Below are 17,292 nucleotides of genomic sequence, written 5' to 3'. Positions count from 1 at the left end.
CGTGCAGGTGAACGTCATCGCCGCCCAGCCCCACGCCGCCGAGCCCGAGGTTCGGGTGTTCGACAGCCCGGCCGCGCCGGCGGACCGCGACGCCCTGGACCGGCTGGCCGGCCAGGTGCGGGGCGCGGACCTGGCCGCGCCCCCCGTTGCGCTCCCGGACTTCCATCACGAGGGCGGCATGGAGTCGCCGTGCAGCATCGCCGTGGCCACCCGGGAGACCATCCGCCCGAACCTGGTCAACGCGTCGGTGAACTGCGGGATGGCCCTGATCGCCCTGGACGGCGGGCGGCCGGACGCCCGGTCCATCGCGGCGTTCTACCGGCGGATCCGCGAGCGGCTCCCCCACCCCGGCGGCTACCGCCCCCGGGTGTCGGCGAAGGACGTCCTGCGGGCGTCGGTGCAGGGCTCGGGCTTCGCCGTGGAGCGTTGGGGGGTGGATCCGGCGGAGCTCGCCCGGGTCGAAGAGTCGGGACTCCTGCCCGTGGAGCCCCACGGCGGCCCGGACCGGGTTCGCAAGGAACTTCCCTGGCTGGTCCGGCAGCTGTCCCGGCTGGAGTTCGGCACGGTGGGGCCCACCAACCACTTCATCGAGCTCCAGCAGGTGGAGGAGGTCATCGACCCCACGGCGGCCGGGCTCCTGGGGGTCGCCCAGGGCCAGCTGACCATCCAGTACCACGCCGGCGGCGGGGTGCTCACCGGGATCATCGGCCGCATGTACGGGCGCCGGACCGACTACCCGCTGAAGCACCGGGCGTTCATGGCGATGCAGAAGCCGCTGCTGCACCTGGCCCGGTCGCGGTCGGTGGAGGAGCTCCGCCGGCGCTTGGCCCTGTACTTCTCCGAGGGATGCCCGCCGGTTCCCCGGTCCGGGACGGAAGGCCAGCGCCTGCTCCTGGCCAACGCGGCCGCCATGAACTACGGGTTCGCGTACCGGCTCGCCGTGTACGCCGAGCTCCGGGCGGCCGCCGCGGCGACGCTCGGCGCGGCCGGTAGCAGCCTGGTGGTGGACTCGCCGCACGACACCCTGTACGAGGAGGAGCACGGCGGCGAGCGGGTCCTGGTGCACCGGTACAAGTCCAGCCGGGCCTTCCCCGCCTCGAAGATGCCCGACCACCCCGTGTTCGGACGGACCGGCCAGGCGGTGCTCCTGCCGGGGACCAACCGGACCTCGTCGTTCCTGTGCGTGGCCGACGAGGGGGCCCGGGACAGCGTGTACTCCGCCTGCCACGGGACCGGCACGATCGTGTCCCACTTTGCGGACCGGGGCCTGTCGGGGCCGGACCCACTTGGCCGCACGACGCTCCGGTTTGGTTATTCCGGCGGGGCCCCCGCCGAGGTCCCGCAGCTGGACGACCGCGGAGTCGGCGAGGCCCTGGGCATCCTCCGGACCCACGGGATCGTCCGCCCGGTGGCCCGCCTCCGGCCCCTTGCGGTGCTGACGTGAGCACGCTCGCCCGCCTCGCGGAGAAGCGGCGGAACCCGTTCGCCGCGAACCTCATCGCCCGGGTGGCGGCGCTGGGCTCGCTGGCCACGGTCAGCCTGGTGGTCGCCCGGACGGGCGGCCCGTCCGCCGTCGGTGAGCTGGCCCTGCTGCGCGTCCTCCCCTGGCTGACGGGGGTCCTGCTGACCTGCGGGCTGTACCCGGCCGTCCCGTACTTCCTGGCCGGCCGGGCGGGCCCCGCTCCGCGGTACCGGTCGACCATCATCGGGATCGCGCTGGCCGCGGGGATCGTGGGGTCGGTGCTCTGGGTGGTGGCGGCCGGAGCGATCAAGGAGCAGTTCTTCCACACCCTGCCGCTCGTCATCGTCACGTGGGCCGGGGTCACCGTCCTGACCCAGGTCATGGAATCGACGGCCAAGGCGTGCTCGCAGGGGATGGACGACCTCCCCGGGGCCAACCGGGTCATCGTCTTCGAGGAGTTCATGTTCCTGCCCGTGTTCCTGGCCTTTCGGGCGGCCGGGGTGGAGCGGGCCACGGCGATGCTGTGGGGGCTGGCGCTGGGTGACCTCCTGACGCTCACGCCCGCCTGGATCCGGCTGTACCGGCGGGGCTACTTTCGGGGAGCGGGACGGCCCTCCCCCGCGCTGGCTCGCGAGGTGACCAAGTTCGGCCTGCGGTCGCAGGCCGGCACGCTGCTGATGCTGGTGAACGAACGGCTCGACTTCGCCATCGTGGGCGCGCTGGTGGGGCCGGCCGCGCTCGGCATCTACGCGATCGCGTCGCGGTTCGCCGAGCTGCTGCGGCTGCCGTCCACGGTCATCAACTACGTGCTGTACCCCCGCTACGCGCGGGAGGACAGCGCCACGGCGGCGGCCCAGGCCCGCGCGCTGATCCCGAAGGTGGGATGGGTCTCGCCGGTGGCCGCCATCCCGCTGGCCCTCGCCGCCACGTTCGTGCTGCCGGCCGTGTTCGGGGAGGCCTTCCGGGCGGCCGTGGTGCCCACGTACATCCTGCTGGTGGGACTGTCCGGCAGCGCGGTGGCCGGGATCATCAGCGCCTACCTGTACGGAAACGGCCGGCCCGGCCTGGATTCCCTGGGGATGGGGGCGGGCGTGATCATGACCGTGGTCCTGGACGTCCTGCTGATCCCCCGCTACGGCGTCCTGGGGGCCGCCATCGCCTCGGCGGTCTCGTACTCCACCACGATCTGCGTGCTGGCCGTCTGCTTCTGGACGGTGACCCGACGCCGAGGCGAGCAGCCGCCCGAGCCGCGACCCGTTGCCCGCGTCCCGGAAGGGGTCAACCGGTGAGAGTCCTTGCCGTGGCGGCCCATCCCGACGACGAGACCCTCGGCGCCGGCGGCACCCTGGCCCGCCACGCCGAGCACGGCGACGAGGTGTGGGTGTGCATCCTCACCGACGGCGTCACCGCCCGCCACGAGCACACCGCCGAGCAGCAGGGATGCGCGCTGCGGGCGGCCGACATCCTGGGGGTGAAGAAGGTGGTCTTCCTGGGGCTGCCGGACCAGCTGCTGGACGCCATGCCGCTGCTGGACGTGATCCGCCCCCTGGACGCCTGCATGAAGGACCTCGAGCCCGAGGTCGTCTACACGCACTTCAAGGACGACGTGAACCAGGACCACCGCGTCGCCTACGCCGCCACCATGGTGGCCAGTCGCCCGGTCGGGACCTCGGTCCGCCGCCTGCTGTGCTACGAGACGGCCTCCTCCACGGAGTGGGCCGGACCGTTCGCCGGGAGCGTGTTCGCCCCGAACGTGTTCGTGGACATCACCGAGACCCTGCCCCTGAAGGTCGAGGCCATGCGGGCCTACGCGGACACGTTCCAGAGCGAGGTCAAGCCGTATCCGCATCCGCGCTCGCTGGAAGCCGTCGAGGTGTACGCGCGCCGCCACGGGGTCGTCTCGGGGATGCGCGCCGCGGAACCGTTCATGCTGATCAGAGAGGTCGTGCCCAATGGAGATCTCGGGCGCTCGCCGGGGGCCTGAGGCCTCCGGCGTGGCGGACGCCTCTCTGGCCTCCGCGGTCGAGGGGCGCGCGCCTCTGCGGGGCGGCGTCCCCAAGCGCGCCTTCGACCTCGGCGTGTCCGCGATCGCCCTGGTCCTGCTGTCGCCGTCGTTCCTGGTGGTGGCCGTGCTGATCCGGATGACCTCCGCAGGACCGGTCTTCTACCGCCAGGAACGGGTGGGCCGAGGCGGCCGCGTCTTCCGGATCTGGAAGTTCCGGACCATGGTCAGCGACGCCGACCGGCTGGGGCCGAAGGTCAGCCCCGGGAACGACCCTCGCATCACCCGGGTGGGCGCGGCGCTCCGCCGGTGGTACGTGGACGAGTTCCCGCAGCTGCTGAACGTGCTGGCCGGCCAGATGAGCCTGGTCGGCCCGCGGCCGGAGAGCCCCGAGTACGCGGCGATGTACACCCCCTCGGAGCGACGGGTCCTGGAGGTACGGCCGGGGATCGTGGGGCCGTCGACGCTCGGGCACATGGACGAGACGGACGTCCTGAGCGGCGTGGGCGACCCGCAGGCCCACTACGTCGAGCACATCCTCCACGACCGGGTCCGCCTGGACCTCGAATACCTGGACCGCTGCTCGGTCGGGTTCGATGTCCGGTTCCTGGCGAGGCAGGCGTGGGCGATCGTCCGGCACGGACGGTGACCGGCCGGCGCGTCTCGCCGGCGCCCGCTGCAACCGTCGCGACCGTGGGCGAATGGCACGACGGCGCGGCCTGGGGCGCGTTCGTCGACTCCGCTCCCGACTCCACGGTCATGCACCGGTGGGCGTGGCGGGATGCGATCGCGCGAGCCTACGGCCACCGGTCGGTGCACCTCGCCGCGACGGCCGGCGGTGAGCTGCGGGGCGTGCTGCCGCTCACGCTGATTCGTTCGCGCCTGTTCGGGCGCTCGCTGGTGTCCATGCCGTTCATGGACTACGGCGGCGTGTGCGCGCTCGACGACGGCGTCGAGCGGGCGCTGGTGACGGCGGCCCTGGACCTGGCCAGGTCCGAACGGGCCAAGTTGGACCTCCGCCACATGGGCGATCACGCCGTGGACCTGCCGGTCTCGCTGGAGAAGGTGACCATGGTGCTCGAGCTCGGCTCCACCGAGGACGAGACGTGGAGAGGACTGCCCTCCGAGCGCCGCAACCGCATCAGGAAGGGCCAGCGCGCGGGCCTGACCGCCCAGGTCGGCGGCGAGGAGCTCCTCCCCGAGTTCCACAAGGTCTTCGCGGCGAACATGCGCGACCTGGGCTCGCCCGTCCACGCGGTGCGGTTCTTCCACGAGGTGCTGGCCTTCCTCCCCGACCGGGCGTGGGTTCTGGTGGTCCGCTCGGGCCCGGTGCCGGTGGCGGGCGCGGTGATGCTGGCGCACCACGGCACGCTGTCGATCCCGTGGGTGTCGTCGCTGCGAAGCTCCCGGGCCCTGTGCGCGGGCCAGTTCCTGTACTGGGAAGCCATGCGCTTCGCCATCTCGCGGGGCCATCGAGTGCTCGACTTCGGCCGCTCTTCGAAAGGCTCGACCACATACGAGTCGAAGCGCCAGTGGGGCGCCGAACCCGTCCAGCTGTACTGGCACTACTACCCCGAGACCGCACCACCCCCCGCCGAGACCGCCGACCGCATGGAATGGGCCGCCAAGCTGTGGCGCCGCATGCCGCTGCCGCTGGCTAACGCCCTCGGCCCCTCACTCCGCCGCACCATCTCGAACTGACTCGAGCGGCTCGCCGCCGGCGGCAGCCGGACGGTACGCCCACGGCCCGCCACGGACACGAGGCCAACGGGGGAGCGGGCGTACGTCGAATGCAGCACGCGGCCGTCCCGGCGCAGGGCTGCCGGCCACTCGCTCCGGCGGCGCCGGCCCGGGTCTCCTTCGATCTGCGTACGGCACCTACGCCTTCCGGATCGTGCGACGAGGACCGGCCCGGCATTACATGCGGAAGGCACGCTGTGCAGGGCCAGGCTGGGGGAAGGGTGACGAGAGGAGCCACAACGATCGCGCGTGATGCTCGCCGAACCGGTGGGCGGGCCCTCCTGGCGGCATCCCTGGTCGCGGGCCTCCTGGCCTGGACGGCCGGCCCGGCCGCCGCGGCGACGGCCCCCTCCCTGCGGTCCCTGACCGTCGCCGGCACCGGATCGGTGGAGGCGTCCAGCCTCCCAGTCGCGGTTCCCGCCGGGGTCCAGACCGGCGACGTGCTGGTGCTGTTCTTCGAGACCTCGCAGATCGGGATCGTCGGCGGCCTGGGCGCCTGGACGCCCCTCGACGGCGACACCGCCGGCGACTCGCTGACGGCCGCCAGCTACTATCGCGTGGCGTCCGCCGAGCCCGCCTCCTACACATTGACCTTCCCTCAGCCCGTCTTCGCCAGTGCGGCGATGCTCGCCTACACCGGTGTCGATACGTCGAACCCGATCTCGGCCCACGGTTCCCTGAGCCAGGGCTCCTGGGTCACATCGATGACGGCGCCGCTGCTGGGCGCGGTGGGACCGTTCGACCTCGTGCTGGTGGCGTTCCAGCCTCGGGGCGTGACCAACGGCCCCTTCACCATGACGCCCCCCGGGAACGGCTGGACCCAGCGGGCCCAGGACACCACCACCGATCCGCTCAGCCCCGCCGTCGGGGCCAGCGTCGTGGACAAGGTGGCCGGGACGGACACGCCCACGGAGACCTCGAGCGTCCAGGTCACGCACGTGACCACGGCCGTCGCCCTCCGGGCGGCCGGCTCCTCTCCGCCTCCCGTCCCGGGCGCCCCGGCCCTGCGGTCCGTGTCCACGGCCAACACCGGGTCCCCCCACCGGTCCGGGTTGACCGTCCAGGTTCCTCCCGGCACCACGAACGGGGACCTGCTCGTGCTCTTCTTGGACGACACGGAATCGGTCGCTCCGGGCGGCCTGGCGGGCTGGACGCTCCTGGACGACGCCCGCGCCGGATCGTCCCTCGGGGGTCTGAGCTACTACCGCGTGGCCAGCTCCGAGCCCGCGTCGTATTCCATGACCTTCCCCATCGCCTCGCACGCCACGGCCACGATGCTCGCGTACACGGGCGTCGCCACGACGAACCCCATCGGCGCCCACGGCGCGGTCGGCCAGGGCTCGTACTCCACGACGCTGACCGCCCCTCTGCTCACGGGCGTCGGGCCCACCGACCTGGTCCTGGTGGCCTTTCATTCCCGGGGAGTCCCCGACGGCTCGTACGCCATGACCCCACCGGGCAACGGCTGGACCGAGTGGGCCCAGCAGTCCAGCACCAGCGGAAACAACCCGGACGCGGGCTCGAGCGTCGTGGCGAAGGTCGGGGCGACCGACTCGCCCCGCGAGACCACCGGCGTCCAGGTCACGTACGTGACCACCGCCATGGCCCTGCGGCCGGCCCAGGCTCCCCCCGCGGACGCCGCGCCCGCCGCCGCGCTCACCGTGACCCCCGCCTCCGGCTCGGTGCCGCTCCCGGTCACGGCCGACGCTTCCGCTTCCACCGACACCGACGCCACGCCGATCGCGACCTATACGTTCGACTTCGGGGACGGGACGGTGGTCGGTCCGCAGGCCGGCGCCACGGCACCGCACACCTACCAGGCCGCCGGCGCGTACACGGCGAGGGTGACGGTGACCGACACCGGGGGCCTGTCCTCCACCGCCACGTCGCCGGTGTCGGTGGGCCAGGCCGCCTCGGGCAACCTGGTGGGCAATCCCGGCTTCGAGACCAGCACCACCGGGTGGCGGCCCTGGAAGGACGGACACATCAAGCTGAGCCGGGTGTCCGGCGGTCACTCCGGAGACTGGTCCGCGCTCCTCAAGAACACCGACAAGGCGAACCACGAGTGCACCCTCGATGACTCGCCGAGCTGGATCCAGCACACGTCCGCCGGGACCTACACCGGCAGCATGTGGGTCCGGGCCGACAAGGCAGGCGCCACGCTGTATCTGCGCTTCCGCGAGTACGACGCATCGAGGCAACAGGTCGGATACGCGGCCGTACCCATCGTCCTGTCCACCGCGTGGCAGCAGGTCACCGTGATGCTCGTCCCGGCCGCGCCCGGCAGCTCCTGGCTCGACTTCAACGCCTACGTCGTGAACGCGCCCAACGGGAACTGCTTCTACGCGGACGACGCGTCGATCGCGCTGTCGTGACGAGCCCGGGTCGAGCCGAGGAGCCTAGTCCCGGAACTTGATCATCCGCCGGTAGGCCAGGGCCAGCAGGACGTCCTGGCACAACAGGCCGATGTTCTCGAACAGCAGCCGGTCCCGCTCCGAGAAGGCCTCGGGCTCGGGGCTGGAGAAGCTCAGCAGCCCGACCGTCTTGGTCCCCTGGCGCAGGGGGACGGACACCCAGGACCGGACCCCTTCCTCCCACAGGATCTGGTCCAGCAGTGGAAGCGGGAACTCCTGGTCCTGGTCGGACGACATGACGGGACGGCGTTCCCGGACGGCCCGCGGGAACGACGTGGAGCGGTACGGGACGCGGGTCCCCACCTGGATGGCGGTGGGACGCTCGACGTACTGGCCGACGACGACCACTTCCCCGTCCTCCGGATCGACCACCCGAAGGGTGGCCCGGTCGATGGGAAGGTGCTGCCGGAGGCCGCCCACCACGCTGGCCAGCCATTCGTCGACGGACCGAGCCACGGCGTCGACGCGCTCGAGCTCGGTCCGCATGGCTCCGAGGTCCCGAAGCGCCACGGCCATCGTTCCTCCTTTAAGGGGCGCTGGCGGATATCGCCCTCCAGTGTGGGCGGCCATCGGAGGCGGCGGCATCGCCGGAACGGCCGGGTTTGCTTCCGGGGCCGGGGGACGGCATCCGACGGCGTCGCCCTCCCCCGGTCTGCTTGAATGCACGGTCCATGGCTGACGGGAGACGGACGTGAAGGTGGGTGTGCTGGGCACGGGCAGCGTGGGGAAGACGGTCGGGGCGAAGCTGGTCGAGCTCGGCCACGAGGTGATGATGGGGTCGCGGTCGGCCAGCAACCCGGTCTGCGCCGCGTGGGCGGAGGAGCACGGCGAGCGGGCCCGCCACGGGACCTTCACCGACGCCGCGGCCTTCGGCGAGGTCGTGGTGAACGCGACCGCCGGGACGGGGTCGCTGGAGGCGCTCCGGCAGGCCGGCGCGGACAACCTCAGCGGGAAGCTCCTCGTCGACATCGCCAACGCCCTGGACTTCTCGAGGGGGATGCCGCCGTCGCTCGCGGTGGTGAACACCGACAGCGTGGGCGAGCGGATCCAGCGCGAGTTCCCGGAGGCCAGGGTGGTGAAGACCCTCAACACGGTGACCGCGGCGGTGATGGTCGACCCCGGCCGGCTGGCCGGCTCCCACAGCATGTTCATGGCCGGGAACGACGGCGAGGCCAAGGCGCAAGCCCGAACCCTCCTCCGGGAGCTCGGCTGGCCGGACGAGGCGGTCATCGACCTCGGAGGGATCGAGTCGGCCCGCGGCATGGAGATGTACCTGCCCCTGTGGCTGTCGCTGATGGGCGCCCTTGGCACCCCGAACTTCAACATCCTGGTCCAGCGGGAGGGCTGACCCGGCGACCCCCGCCACGTGGGCCGAACGGCTCGGGTCGCGGCCGGTGCCATAATCAGCGATCCAACTGCCCCCGGAGGTTCCTGGTTGAGCGAGGTCGACGTCCGCCTCCAGCGCGTCACCAAGCGCTTCGGCGACGTCACGGCCGTGGACGATCTGTCGCTCGAGATCGATCGCGGAGAGTTCTTCAGCCTCCTGGGCCCGTCGGGATGCGGGAAGACCACGACGCTTCGGATCCTGGGCGGGTTCGAGGACGCCACCGCCGGCACCGTGGAGCTCGGCGGGCGTGACGTGACGGACCTGCCGCCGAACCGCCGGGACGTCAACACGGTGTTCCAGTCCTACGCGCTGTTCCCGCACCTGAACGTGGTCGACAACGTCGCGTTCGGCCTCCGCCGCAAGAAGGTGGGGGGCCGCGACGTGGAGGTCCGGGTCCGGGAGGTGCTGCGCCTGGTCGACCTCCCCGGATTCGAGCAGCGCAGGCCGAACCAGCTCTCCGGCGGCCAGCAGCAGCGGGTGGCCCTGGCCCGGGCCCTGGTGAACCAGCCCCGCCTGCTCCTGCTGGACGAGCCCCTCGGCGCCCTCGACCTCAAGCTCCGCAAGCAGATGCAGCTGGAGCTGAAGCGGATCCAGGAGGAGGTGCAGATCACGTTCCTGTACGTGACCCACGACCAGGAAGAGGCCATGACCATGTCCGACCGGCTGGCCGTGATGCGCCACGGCCGCATCGAGCAGATCGGCCGGCCGGAGGACGTCTACGAGCTCCCCGCCACGGAGTTCGTGGCCGGGTTCCTGGGAGCCTCGAACCTCCTGGATGGCACGCTCGGCGACCGGACCGACGGCCTCGGCACCGTGGTGGTGGAGGGCGGCCACGTGCTGCGGGTCCCGGCCCGGCGCCTGGAGGGGATCGGTCCGGCCCTCAAGGTGGGGGTGCGGCCCGAGAAGATCCACATCGAGGCCGTCCCGGAGGGAGCCGACGAGGAGCTCCCCGGATGGAACCACGTGACCGGGCTGCTGCGGATGGCCTCCTTCCTGGGGGTCAGCCACCAGTTCACGGTGGAGGGGCCCGGCGGCAGTGTCCTCACCGTCTACGTACAGAACGCCGGCGCCGAGTCCCTGCCTCGGGCCGGAGACCGGGTTCGCCTGGCGTGGCGGCCCGAGCAGACATTCGTGGTGCCCGCAACCGCCCACTCCACGCTGGAGAAGGAGGAGGAAGGATGAGCGAGCAACGGCAGCACCCCATCTTCGACCCGGCGCTGCTGCGCGGCGCGACGCAGTACCGGCTGTCCCGCCGGGGCTTCCTTCGACTGGCCGGCGCGGGCGCCGGAGCCGCCGGCCTGTCGGCGGTCCTCGCCGCGTGCGGCGTCTCCGGTTCCAGCAGCGCGAGCACGGGGACCGCCGAGGGCACTCCCGCGTGGTGGGCCAAGCAGAAGAAGGCAGGCGTCCTCAACTTCGCCAACTGGCCCTACTACATCGACCCGCCCTGGAAGCCCCACCCCACGCTGGAGACGTTCGCGCAGCAGACCGGCATCAAGGTCAACTACCGGCCGGTGATCAACGAGAACGCGACATTCCTGGCCACCATCCGACCCCAGCTCCAGGCGGGCCAGGACACGGGGTGGGACCTCATGGTCATCACGAACGGGATCTTCTTCGACCAGCTGAAGCGGAACGGCTGGATCATCCCCCTCGACCAGAGCCGCCTGACGAACTTCGACAAGTACGCGAGCCCCATCGTGAAGGACCCCACCTACGATCCGGGCAACAAGTACAGCGTGGCCTGGCAGTCCGGCTACACCGGCATCGGCTACGACCCGGACAAGACCGGCCACGACCTCACGAGCTTCATGGACATGTTCGACCCGGCCTTCGCGGGCAAGGTGGGCTACTTCGGCGACACCCTGGACATGCCCAACTTCACCATGGTGGGCCTGGGGATCGAGCCGGAGACCTCCACCGAGACCGACTGGAAGAAGGCCGCCGACTTCCTGACCAAGCAGAAGGACGATGGGCTCTTCCGCAAGTTCTACACGCAGGACTACATCGACGCCCTGGGCAACGGCGACATCTGGGTGAGCACGGCCTGGAACGGCGACATCGTGCAGAAGAACGCCGAGGAGGGAACCAACCTCAAGTTCGTGATCCCCGACCAGGGCGGGGTGGTGTGGACGGACAACCAGCTGATCCCGGCCCACGCCCAGCACCCCGTGGACGCCATGGTGTACATGGACTCCGTGTACGACCCCGAGGTCCAGGCCCGGATCACCGACTGGAACCAGTACCTCTCACCGGTGCCCGCCTGCAAAGACATCATCGCGAGCGAGCTGGGCGACCCCGCCGCGGCCCACGACATCCTGATCTTCCCGACCTCCGAGTTCCTGTCGAAGCTCACGCGGTACCGGGAGCTGACCCCGACGGAGCTGACCACGTGGAACGAGATCTTCCAGCCCGTCTACCAGGGCTAGGGAGGCGCCGGCGGCGGATCGGGCGGGCCCTCGCCCCCTACGGCCTGCTCGCGCCGGGGGGCGGCTGGCTCCTGCTGTTCTTCCTCGTCCCCACGCTGATCATGCTGTCGCTCTCCCTCCAGACCGGGAGCGTGGACACCGGCTACCGCCTGACGTGGCACTTCGGCGAGTACGCCACGGCCTGGTCGCTCTACCACCGCCACTTCTTCCGGTCCATCGAGTACGCCGGGCTGGCCACGGCCATCACGCTGGTGGTGGGGTATCCGCTGGCGTACTGGATCGCGTTCCGGGGCGGCCGCTACAAGACGACCTTCCTGTTCCTGCTGCTGCTGCCGTTCTTCGTCTCGTTCGTGATCCGGACCCTGGCCTGGCAGTTCATCCTGTCCGACGACGGCGTCGTCCTGGGCACGATGAAGAGCTGGCACCTGCTGCCGTCGGACTTCCACGTGCTGGCCTCCACCACCGCCGTCGTGGCCGGGATCGCCTACAACTACCTCCCGTTCATGGCGCTCCCGCTGTACGTGTCGCTGGAGCGGATCGACCGGAGGGTGGTCGAGGCCGCCCAGGACCTCTACGCGAACCGGCGGGACGTGTTCCTCCGGGTCATCCTGCCGCTGTCCGTCCCGGGGATCTTCGGCGGTGTCCTGCTCACGTTCGTGCCCGCGGTGGGCGACTACGTGAACGCGTCGATCCTGGGCGGGGTGAACAACACCATGATCGGCAACGTGATCCAGACGCAGTTCCTGGAGAACTTCGACTACCCGATGGCCGCGACGCTGTCGTCCATCCTCATGGGGGCCATGATCATCGGCATCTTCGCCTACGCCCGGGCGCTGGGCACGAGGGAAATCCAGGAGTACGTGTGAGTGTCGCCGTCCAGGACTCGCCGCAGGCCGTGGGCGCGGCTCCTCCGGCACGGTCCGGCCGGCGCCGGTGGACCCGGTTCCTCCTCCCCTCGTACGTGGCCCTGGTGATCCTGTACCTGATGACCCCGATCTTCATGATCGTGCTGTACGGGTTCAACCAGACCGGGAGCGCGAAGCGGATCACCGTCAGCTACGTCTGGCACGGGTTCACGCTGGACTGGTACCGCCGCCTGTTCCAGATCCCCGACCTGACCCAGGCCCTGCGGACATCGCTGGTGCTGGCGGCGTCCAGCACCGTGATCGCCACGGTCCTGGGCACGCTGGTGGCGCTGGCGCTGGTGCGCTACCGGTTCCGGGGCCGGGGCGCCGCCGACGTGGTGCTGTTCGCCAACATCGCCGCCCCCGAGATCGTGCTCGGCGCGTCGCTGCTGTCGCTGTTCGTCCTGGTGAGCATCAGCCGGGGGTTCATGACGCTGCTGATCGCGCACGTGATGTTCAGCATCGCCTACGTCACGGTGACGGTGCGGGCCCGCCTGGCCGGGTTCGACCGGTCGCTGGAGGAGGCCGCCCAGGACCTCGGTGCGGGCCCGTTCCAGACGTTCCGCCTGGTCACGCTCCCGCTCATCTTTCCGGGCATCCTGGCCGGCGCGCTGCTGGCGTTCGCGCTGTCGATCGACGACTTCGTGATCACCCAGTTCAACGCGGGCCAGCAGGTCACGTTCCCCTTGTGGGTGTTCGGCGCATCGCGCGTGGGGATCCCGCCGCAGGTGTTCGTGATGGGGACGCTGATCTTCGGGCTGGGGGTCGCGGCGGCCCTGGCCAACGTGGTGCTCCAACGACGGAGGGTCTGAGGGGAGGGCTGTTCATGGGTGACGTGGACCGGATCCTGGCGCGGGCCAGGGAGATCCAGAAGCAGGAGATGGAACGGCTGCTGGAGCGGACGCCGGGGTCGGCGGCGCTGCACCAACGGGCGTTGCGGAGCCTCCCGGACGGCGTGGCGTCGAACTTCCAGGCCGGCGACCCGTACCCGATCTACCTGGCGCGGGGTCAGGGCTCGTCGGTGTGGGACGTGGACGGCACGAAGTACGGGGACTTCCACGGCGGGTTCGGCGTCAACGTCGTCGGGCACGCCCATCCGAAGATCGTGGAAGCCATCTCGCGGGCGGCTCGATCCGGCACGCACTTCGCCGTGAGCACCGAGGCCACGGTGGCGCTGGCCGAGGAGATCTGCGCGCGGTTCGGGCTCGAGCAGGTCCGGCTGGTGAACTCGGGGACCGAGGCCACCATGGACGCCGTCCGCGTGGCGCGGGCCGCCACCGGGCGGGACCGCATCGTGAAGATCGAGGGGTCCTATCACGGCCACCACGACGCGGTGCTGTTCTCGGTGGTCCCGGAGGCCGCCACGCTCGGCATGCGCGAGCACGTGGGGGGCGAGGCGGCCGACGCGTCGGGCGCCGCCTACACCACCGAGCCGACGTCGCGCGGCGTCCCCCGGTCGATGTGGAAGGACACCATCATCGTGCCGTTCAACGACGCGGCGGCGTTCGAGGCGGTGCTGGCGGAGCGGGGCCAGGAGATCGCCGCGCTGATCCTGGAGCCCGTGATGATGAACATCGGGATCGTCCTGCCCGAGGACGGGTACCTGGACCGGCTGCGGGACGCATGCTCGCGCCACGGCGTGGTCCTGATCTTCGACGAGGTCAAGTCCGGCGCGACCATCGCGTACGGCGGCGCCATCGAACGCTACGGCGTCCAGCCCGACCTGGCCTGTTTCGCCAAGGCCATCGGCGGCGGCACCACCATCGGTGCCTTCGGCGGCCGCGCGGCGGTCATGGACGTAGTGTCGCACGGCGCGGCGCAGCAGGGGACCTTCAACGGGAACCCGCTGTCCTGCGCGGCCGGGCTGGCCGCGCTGACCTCGGTGCTGACTCCGGACGCGTACGAGCACTTCGGGAAGCTGGGGGCGCAGCTGGCTTCGGGGTGCCGGGCTGGGATCGAAGAGCACGGCGTGCCGGCGCATGCGGTCGACCTCGGCGCGAAGGGATGCGTGTCGTACCGGCCCTCGCCGCTTCGGAACTACCGCGACTTCCTGGAGGCGCACGCCGAGCTGTTCGAGGCGTCGTTCCCATGGATGCTGAACCGGGGCATCTTCATGACCCCGGGCGACGAGGAGCAGTGGACGCTGTCGGTCCAGCACACCGAGGGAGACGTCGCCCGGTACGTGGACGCCTTCGGGGAGTTCTGCGCCGAGCTGGCCCGTTCGTGACCTCGGGCGCGGCGCTCCTGGCGCCGTCGTACCGCGAGGCCTGCTACTGGCTGGAGGGCGTCCAGGTTCCAGGCCCGTTCGAGGACCGGCCCCTGCCGCCGTCCGCCGACGTCGTCGTGGTGGGCGGGGGATACACGGGAATCGCTGCGGCGCACGAGGTGGCGCGACGGGGAACCCACGCCGTGGTCCTGGAGCGGCACCGGCTGGGATGGGGTGCCAGCACCCGCAACGGCGGGATGGTGCTGCCGGACGTGAAGCACCACGGCGTGGCGGAGCTGCGGGCGCGCTTCGGGGAGGCCGGCCCCGCCCTGTACCGGGCCACCGTCGACGCCGTGCTGGAGGTGGAACGGTTCGCATCCGAGCCCGGGGTGGACTGCGGCTACGAGCGAACGGGCCACCTGTACCTGGCCCACTGTCCGTCGCGGCTGGGCGAGCTCCGGGCCAAGGAGCGGGTGTACCGGGAAGACCTGGGACTGGAGGCCCGGCTGCTGGGGCGCGACCAGCTCCGCGACGAGATCGGCTCGACGGTGCACGCCGGGGGGCTGCTGGTCGAGCTGTCGGGCGGGCTCCATCCCGCGAAGCACTTCGCGGCCCTGGCCGGCCGGGCGGTCGACGCCGGCGTCCAGGTGCACGAGCGCACGCCCGCCGTGCGGATCGAGCGGCGGCCCGGCGGGGGCGCCCTGGTGGTCACGCCGCGCGGCGACGTGGAGGCCCGCGACGTGCTGGTGGCGACCGACGGGTACACCGACGGGGTGGCGCCGCGGCTGCGACGGCGGCTGATTCCCGTGGGGAGCTTCATCATCGCCACCGAGCCGCTCGACCCCTCGCTCGCCCGCGAGCTGTCGCCCCGGGGGCGGATGTTCTTCGACACCAAGAACTTCCTGTTCTACTGGCGGCTGTCCCCGGACGGGACGAGGATGCTCTTCGGAGGCCGGGCCAGCTTCGCCCCGACCACCGTGGCCCGGGCCCGCGACTTCCTGTACCGGGGCATGCTCCGCGTGCATCCCCAGCTCGAAGGGGTGGGCGTCGAGTACGCCTGGGGAGGACTGGTCGGGCTGACCAGGGACCGGACACCGCGACTCGGCCGGATCGACGGCATCACGTACGCGCTCGGCTACTCCGGCACGGGCGTCGCCGCTTCGGCGTACCTGGGTCGGCGCGCGGCGGCGTGGCTGTGCGGCGACGATCCGCCGCCGTTCGCCGACCTCCCGTTCCCCCCGATTCCGCTGGCTCGGCTTCAGCCGGCCTGGCTGCCGGTGGCGGGCCTGTGGTTCAAGTGGCAGGATCGGTGCCCGGGTGCCCGCAACTGACGCGAACCCGCGGCCCGCACGTGACCAGGAGGCATGCATGGAGATCCCACAGGAACGAACGCTCGTCACCGAGATCCCGGGTCCGCGGTCGCGCAAGCTCCTGGCGCGCCGAGAGGCGGCCATTCCCGCCGCCGTGTTCAACACGGTGCCCGTGTTCGCCCGCGCGGCCTCCGGCGCCATCGTGGAGGACGTCGACGGGAACCGGCTGATCGACCTCGGCGCCGGGCTGGCCGTGCTGAACGCAGGGAACACGCCCGCGTCCGTGGTGGAGGCGGTTCGCGCCCAGGCCGAGCTGTTCACCCACACCTGCTTCCACGTGGTCATGCACGAGCCGTACGTGGAGCTGGCCGAGCGGCTCAATTCGCTGACCCCCGGATCGCACCCCAAGAAGACGATGCTGGCGAACTCCGGGGCCGAGGCCGTCGAGAACGCGGTCAAGATCGCCCGGTACGCGACCAGGCGGCCGGCGGTGGTGGTGTTCGACCATGCGTTCCACGGCCGCACCCTGATGGCCATGACGCTGACCGGGAAGGTCATGCCGTACAAGCAGGGGTTCGGGCCGTTCGCGCCGGAGGTCTACCGGCTGCCCTACTCGTACCCCTACCGGTGCCCGGCCGGCGCGCCGCCGGAGTCCTGCGGGGAGGCCTGCGCCGCGCACGCCATCGACGAGATGGACAAGGCCATCGGGGCGGCCAACATCGCGTGCATCGTGGTCGAGCCGGTGCTCGGCGAGGGCGGGTTCGTGGTCCCCGGTTCTGGGTTCCTCCCCGCGCTCCGCGAGTTCTGCACACGCGAGGGCGTGATGTTCGTGGCCGACGAGGTGCAGACGGGAATCGGCCGCACCGGGAAGTGGTTCGCCATCGAGCACGAGGACGTGGTGCCGGACATCGTGGTGACCGCCAAGGCGCTGGGCGGCGGGCTTCCCCTGTCCGGCGTGACCGCGGCGGCCGAGGTGATGGACCAGGTCCACGTGGGTGGCCTGGGCGGCACGTTCGGCGGGAACCCCATCGCGTGCGCGGCCGCGCTGGCCGTTCTGGACGAGATCGAGCGCGAGGGGTTGGTCCAGCGCGCAGCGACGCTCGGCGAGAGCGCGCTCGACCGGCTCCGCGAGCTCGCCGACCGCCACGAGCTGATCGGCGACGTGCGAGGCCGTGGCCTGATGGTCGCGATCGAACTCGTCGAAGATCGATCGACCAAGGCACCGGCAAAAGCCGCCGCGACCCGAGTGATCCAGGAGTGCTACCGCGAAGGCGTGATCGTCCTCAAGGCCGGCACGTACGACAACGTGATCCGCCTCCTGCCCCCGCTGCCCATCGACGAAGGCCTCCTCATGGAAGGCCTCGACGTCCTGGACAAGGCCCTGGGAGCGGCGGCAGCAGGCTGAGGCGAGCTCACCGCGCCACATCGGTCCCGTCGCAC

15 protein-coding genes are annotated in these 17,292 nt (G+C 71.3%); 14 read left to right on the top strand and 1 reads right to left on the bottom strand.

What is annotated here, in order from left to right; all coding sequences use genetic code 11:
- Position 1 precedes the first annotated feature (1 nt).
- The 6 genes from M3Q23_00370 to M3Q23_00345 all read left to right on the top strand — a co-directional run bounded on the left by M3Q23_00370 (position 2) and on the right by M3Q23_00345 (position 7,579).
- Positions 2–1,444, top strand: coding sequence for an RtcB family protein (locus M3Q23_00370; GenBank protein ID MDP9340571.1), 1,443 nt, complete (start codon positions 2–4; stop codon positions 1,442–1,444).
- Entirely contained in the window at positions 1,441–2,751 is a 1,311-nt protein-coding gene (locus M3Q23_00365; GenBank protein ID MDP9340570.1) for an oligosaccharide flippase family protein, read from the top strand. Before M3Q23_00370 ends, M3Q23_00365 begins: the two co-directional genes overlap by 4 nt.
- Complete coding sequence (locus M3Q23_00360) at positions 2,748–3,446, top strand: PIG-L family deacetylase (protein ID MDP9340569.1); 699 nt, start codon at positions 2,748–2,750, stop codon at positions 3,444–3,446. The genes M3Q23_00365 and M3Q23_00360 overlap by 4 nt, the downstream gene beginning before the upstream one ends.
- On the top strand, positions 3,415–4,113 hold the full coding sequence (locus M3Q23_00355; protein ID MDP9340568.1) for a sugar transferase: 699 nt from the start codon (positions 3,415–3,417) through the stop codon (positions 4,111–4,113). The genes M3Q23_00360 and M3Q23_00355 overlap by 32 nt, the downstream gene beginning before the upstream one ends.
- Complete coding sequence (locus tag M3Q23_00350; protein ID MDP9340567.1) at positions 4,086–5,165, top strand: FemAB family PEP-CTERM system-associated protein; 1,080 nt, start codon at positions 4,086–4,088, stop codon at positions 5,163–5,165. Before M3Q23_00355 ends, M3Q23_00350 begins: the two co-directional genes overlap by 28 nt.
- Before the next feature lie 260 nt (positions 5,166–5,425).
- Positions 5,426–7,579 carry a PKD domain-containing protein gene (locus M3Q23_00345; GenBank protein ID MDP9340566.1) on the top strand — a complete coding sequence of 718 codons (2,154 nt, stop codon included), beginning with the start codon at positions 5,426–5,428 and terminating at the stop codon, positions 7,577–7,579.
- A gap of 24 nt (positions 7,580–7,603) precedes the next feature.
- Here the strand turns inward: M3Q23_00345 and M3Q23_00340 are convergent, their stop codons facing one another.
- Positions 7,604–8,128: a GAF domain-containing protein gene (locus tag M3Q23_00340; protein ID MDP9340565.1), complete on the bottom strand. Its 525-nt coding sequence runs from the start codon at positions 8,126–8,128 to the stop codon at positions 7,604–7,606.
- Between the two features lie 181 nt (positions 8,129–8,309).
- On the opposite strand from M3Q23_00340, the gene M3Q23_00335 reads away from it, so the two are divergent.
- The 8 genes from M3Q23_00335 to gabT all read left to right on the top strand — a co-directional run bounded on the left by M3Q23_00335 (position 8,310) and on the right by gabT (position 17,257).
- Positions 8,310–8,966 (top strand): NAD(P)-binding domain-containing protein, encoded by a 657-nt coding sequence (locus M3Q23_00335; protein ID MDP9340564.1) that lies wholly within the window; start codon positions 8,310–8,312, stop codon positions 8,964–8,966.
- Between the two features lie 87 nt (positions 8,967–9,053).
- Positions 9,054–10,187, top strand: a complete 1,134-nt coding sequence (locus tag M3Q23_00330) for an ABC transporter ATP-binding protein (protein MDP9340563.1) — start codon at positions 9,054–9,056, stop codon at positions 10,185–10,187.
- The gene (locus M3Q23_00325; protein ID MDP9340562.1) at positions 10,184–11,431 is read left to right on the top strand and encodes a spermidine/putrescine ABC transporter substrate-binding protein; all 1,248 of its coding nucleotides are present in this window, start codon (positions 10,184–10,186) and stop codon (positions 11,429–11,431) included. The genes M3Q23_00330 and M3Q23_00325 overlap by 4 nt, the downstream gene beginning before the upstream one ends.
- Positions 11,395–12,297, top strand: coding sequence for an ABC transporter permease (locus tag M3Q23_00320; GenBank protein MDP9340561.1), 903 nt, complete (start codon positions 11,395–11,397; stop codon positions 12,295–12,297). Before M3Q23_00325 ends, M3Q23_00320 begins: the two co-directional genes overlap by 37 nt.
- Entirely contained in the window at positions 12,294–13,148 is an 855-nt protein-coding gene (locus tag M3Q23_00315) for an ABC transporter permease (protein MDP9340560.1), read from the top strand. Before M3Q23_00320 ends, M3Q23_00315 begins: the two co-directional genes overlap by 4 nt.
- A gap of 14 nt (positions 13,149–13,162) precedes the next feature.
- Positions 13,163–14,563 (top strand): aspartate aminotransferase family protein, encoded by a 1,401-nt coding sequence (locus tag M3Q23_00310; protein MDP9340559.1) that lies wholly within the window; start codon positions 13,163–13,165, stop codon positions 14,561–14,563.
- Positions 14,560–15,873, top strand: a complete 1,314-nt coding sequence (locus M3Q23_00305) for an FAD-binding oxidoreductase (protein MDP9340558.1) — start codon at positions 14,560–14,562, stop codon at positions 15,871–15,873. Before M3Q23_00310 ends, M3Q23_00305 begins: the two co-directional genes overlap by 4 nt.
- A gap of 37 nt (positions 15,874–15,910) precedes the next feature.
- Positions 15,911–17,257 carry a 4-aminobutyrate--2-oxoglutarate transaminase gene (gene gabT / locus M3Q23_00300; GenBank protein MDP9340557.1) on the top strand — a complete coding sequence of 449 codons (1,347 nt, stop codon included), beginning with the start codon at positions 15,911–15,913 and terminating at the stop codon, positions 17,255–17,257.
- Positions 17,258–17,292 lie beyond the last annotated feature (35 nt).

Source organism: Actinomycetota bacterium, assembly GCA_030774015.1.
In the GTDB taxonomy this organism is placed as follows: Bacteria; Actinomycetota; UBA4738; order UBA4738; family JACQTL01; genus JALYLZ01.
The sequence above is the reverse complement of the archived record's forward strand: the minus strand, read 5'-3'. Positions and strand labels throughout refer to the sequence as shown.

Excerpts from the sequence above, each read along its gene's own strand:
- gabT (MDP9340557.1), top strand. The coding sequence starts at position 15,911 with ATGGAGATCCCACAGGAACGAACGCTCGTCACCGAGATCCCGGGTCCG.
- M3Q23_00325 (MDP9340562.1), top strand. The coding sequence starts at position 10,184 with ATGAGCGAGCAACGGCAGCACCCCATCTTCGACCCGGCGCTGCTGCGC.
- M3Q23_00310 (MDP9340559.1), top strand. The coding sequence starts at position 13,163 with ATGGGTGACGTGGACCGGATCCTGGCGCGGGCCAGGGAGATCCAGAAG.
- M3Q23_00355 (MDP9340568.1), top strand. The coding sequence starts at position 3,415 with ATGGAGATCTCGGGCGCTCGCCGGGGGCCTGAGGCCTCCGGCGTGGCG.